At 68.4% G+C, this 3,403-nt stretch carries 3 protein-coding genes; all 3 read right to left on the reverse strand.

Going from position 1 to position 3,403, the window contains the following annotated elements:
- Window positions 1-106 precede the first annotated feature (106 nt).
- Genes RM423_RS24280 through RM423_RS24290 form a run of 3 tightly spaced genes read right to left on the reverse strand, consistent with a single transcriptional unit; the run spans window position 107 to window position 3,110 of the window.
- Window positions 107-1,099, reverse strand: coding sequence for a tyrosine-type recombinase/integrase (locus RM423_RS24280; protein ID WP_311425615.1), 993 nt, complete (start codon window positions 1,097-1,099; stop codon window positions 107-109).
- The gene (locus RM423_RS24285; protein ID WP_311425617.1) at window positions 1,096-2,016 is read right to left on the reverse strand and encodes a tyrosine-type recombinase/integrase; all 921 of its coding nucleotides are present in this window, start codon (window positions 2,014-2,016) and stop codon (window positions 1,096-1,098) included. The genes RM423_RS24280 and RM423_RS24285 overlap by 4 nt, the downstream gene beginning before the upstream one ends.
- Before the next feature lie 5 nt (window positions 2,017-2,021).
- The gene (locus RM423_RS24290; protein WP_311425616.1) at window positions 2,022-3,110 is read right to left on the reverse strand and encodes a site-specific integrase; all 1,089 of its coding nucleotides are present in this window, start codon (window positions 3,108-3,110) and stop codon (window positions 2,022-2,024) included.
- Window positions 3,111-3,403 lie beyond the last annotated feature (293 nt).

Below are 3,403 nucleotides of genomic sequence, written 5' to 3' on the forward strand. Positions count from 1 at the left end.
GCCTATGTCGACCGCCGGATTATGCCGCGTGAGGGTCGAGGGCCCTTGCTGATGCTGGGTGATCTCGCGGGCTGGTCGGCATAATCCGGGTCGGCCGGGCTCGGGGTCAGAGACTGTCGAGGAAGGCCAGCAGCTTGTCCGGGGGTTTGTATCGGCCGGCGGAGCCGCGACCGGCTGGTGCGAGCCGGGTGAGTGCGCGTTCCTTGATGGCCATGTCTGCGTGCAGATAGATCTGCGTGACGTCGGTCGATTCGTGACCGAGCCATAAGGCGATCACCGACACGTCGACGCCGCCGGCCAACAGGGCCATCGCGCACGAATGCCTCAGCGTGTGCGGGGTGACGGTTTTGGCGGTGAGCGACGGGCAGTGATCTCGGGCTGTCTTGGCGTGTTTGGTGACCCGGCGTTGCACCGCGTCTCGGCTCAGCGGGCCGCTTCGGCTGCTGGGAAACAGCGGGTCGTTGTCTGAGCCGCGCCGTTCTGCCAGCCAGCCGCGCACCACGGTGACGGTGGGTCGGGTCAGCGGTGTGCAGCGGTCTTTGCGGCCTTTGCCGTGACAGCGGACATGCGCACCGGTTTCGAGGTGGACGTTGGCGCAGGTCAGGCCGGTGAGTTCCGAGACGCGGAGCCCGGTCTGGATCGCCAGCAGCAGTAGGGCATGATCGCGGCGTCCGAGCCAGCTGGTGCGATCCGGTGCGGCGATCAGCGCATCGCACTCGGGCCTGGTGAGGTAGCTGACGATCGCCCGGTCCAGGCGTTTGGGTGGGATAGCCAGCACTCGTTGGATCAGCGCGGCGTGTTCGGGGTCGCGCAGCGCGGCGTAGCGGAATAGCGAGTGGATCGCGGCCAGTCTCGCGTTGCGGGTCGAGGCCGTGTTGCCGCGATTGGTTTCCAGGTGCTGAAGGAACGCCCCGATTGTGACTGCGTCCAGATCGGTGATGCTCAGCGTGGCCGGCTGCCGTCCGGTGGACTGGTGAACGAAGCCGAGCAGCAGTGTGATGGCGTCGCGGTAGGCAGCGATGGTGTGCGGGCTGGCCTGGCGTTGCCGGATCAGCTTGTCGGTGAAGAAGCCCTGCAGCAGGGGCGCGAGATCGCTCATGGCTGCTCCCCGAACGCGTGCTCCAGTCGTTCGGCGGCCAGCGCGAGCAGTTCCGGTGAGCCGGTCAGGTACCAGTAGGTCGACTTCGGGTCGACGTGACCGAGGTAGGTCGACAGCCACGGGAGCCGGGCCTGGACGTCGACACCGTCGCGATACCAGGTCAGCAACGTCGTGACGCAGAACGTGTGCCGCCAGTCGTGCAACCGAGGGCTGCGCTGCCCGGCCGGCGCGCTGATACCTGTCGCGCGGATCAGGGCTGCGAAGGTTCGCGGGACGTTGGTGTGGTCCAGCCGTGTCCCGCGGGTCGTGATGAACACCGCCGGCGTGTGCACCACCGGATGCGCACGCTCAGGCGCGTCGAGGTAGTCGCGGATGGCGGTGATGGTGCTGGCGTGGACCGGCATCTGGCGGTGCTTGCCGAACTTGGTGTCGCGCACGGTGAGCACCGCATCGTCGAAGTCGACGTCGGACACGTCCAAGTGACACGCCTCGCTGGTGCGCATCCCGCTCACCGCCAACAGAGCGATGAACGTGCGCCACGTCAACGCCCGCAGCTGGGGGCGCAACGCGCCGGCTGCGTCCAGTAGACGATCGAGCTCACCGGGTGTGTAGAGATGCGGGGTGACGCGCCGGTAATGGTGCGGTAGCACGTCGACCGGCGGGACATCGGTGGCCGGGTCCAGGACTGCCAGGTGTCGGGCGAAGATCCGCGCCACCATCAGCCGACGGCTCCAGTGCACCTGGTCGGTGCTGCGCGGCGTGCTCGTCGCCCAGCTCAGCGCCGCCTCGGTGGTGAGCACACTCATCTCGTGGGCCTCGAGGTAGTCGATGAAGCTGAGCAGCTTCTGCCCGAACGTCGTCAACTGGAATCCCAGCGCACGCCGCATCGCCAGGTAGTCCTCGGCGTGCTCGCGCATCGTGCTCACCGTGCGCTCCCCGGCCACGGCTGGGCCAACGTCTGCAGCGTGTCGTAGTCGACTTTCGCGTAAGCGGCCGTACTGAGCTGGCTTCGATGCCGAAGAACCTGCCCGACCTCGGCCAGCGGCGCACCGGCTCGCAGCAGGTCGGTGGCCAGCGAATGCCGCAGCCGGTGCGCACCAACCCTGGGCATGCCCGCCCGCCGGCAGGTGCGGCCCATGATCGCCCGGACCGCGGTCGCCGTCAGCGGCTGGAACGGGGCGCGGACGGTGACGAACACGCTCGTGCAGTCACACGACGGTCTTGCGTCGGTGACATAGGCGGCCAACGCTGCGCCGACCTCGGCCTGCAGCGGAAGTCGTTCCACCCGGGCGCCCTTGCCGCGCACCACGATCTGTCCACCGCGCCAGTCGACGTCCTCCAGGCGCAGCGCGGCGGCTTCGGCCCCACGCATGCCGAGTCTGGCCAGCATCACCAGCAACGCGTGATCACGCAGACCCACCGCGGTCGTGGTGTCGTGCGCGGCCAGCAGCGCCTGCACCTGCTCACGTGACAGGCCGCGGGGCAACGCGGCCAGCCGCCAACCGGCCACGCCCGGGACCGCCGCCGTCAATGAAACCGGGATCAGGCCCTGGACATGAAGGAACCGCAACAGCGCTCGCGTGGCGGTGATCTGCGCCTTTGCCGACCAGACGCTGTCGGCAGACCTGGCCTGCGCGACGATGAACGCCGTGACCGCGGCCGCGTCCAGAGCGGCCAACGAGTCCCCGAGCGGATCGGGCACGTCGGCAAGGAACTTGCCCGCCTGCCCGCTGTAACAACGCACCGACTCGGCAGCCAGACCGCGTTCTGCCCGCAACCAGCGCCGGAACTCCTCCAGCAGCAGCTCCCGGCCCGTCGCAACAACCGGCTCCGTTTCGGGCACCACGCCCTGCCCGTGCAAAGCACGCAAAACCGCGCCGACCCAGCGACGCGACACTGCCGCGGTGCGGCAGCGGCTCCGGCGGTCGGCCAGGAAGTCGTCCACCACGAGCGGAGTCAGCTCCCCAACTGCCAGATCCCGCTCGCTCATCCACTCGCTCAGGCGCCGCATCGCTCGCGCTGCCTCAAGGACCGACGACGGCGCGTAACCCGCCTGCGTCATAGACGTCCGCACCGCCACCTCGTGCGGCGCAACGGCCCGGTCATCAACATCGGCACCGGACCCGGACGGCGTTTGCCACCATTCATGATCTTCTCCTGTCTGAAGGGACGAACTGGTCCACCCATCCAGACAGGAATCTCAGCCGAACACGACCCCGATTATGCCGACCAGCCCGCGAGATCACCCAGCATCAGCAAGGGCCCTCGACCCTCACGCGGCATAATCCGGCGGTCGACATAGGC

This window comes from Jatrophihabitans lederbergiae (assembly GCF_031845305.1).
In the GTDB taxonomy this organism is placed as follows: Bacteria; Actinomycetota; Actinomycetes; order Mycobacteriales; family Jatrophihabitantaceae; genus Jatrophihabitans_A; species Jatrophihabitans_A lederbergiae.

Excerpts from the sequence above, each read along its gene's own strand:
- RM423_RS24285 (WP_311425617.1), bottom strand. The coding sequence starts at position 2,016 with ATGCGCGAGCACGCCGAGGACTACCTGGCGATGCGGCGTGCGCTGGGA.
- RM423_RS24290 (WP_311425616.1), bottom strand. The coding sequence starts at position 3,110 with ATGCGGCGCCTGAGCGAGTGGATGAGCGAGCGGGATCTGGCAGTTGGG.
- RM423_RS24280 (WP_311425615.1), bottom strand. The coding sequence starts at position 1,099 with ATGAGCGATCTCGCGCCCCTGCTGCAGGGCTTCTTCACCGACAAGCTG.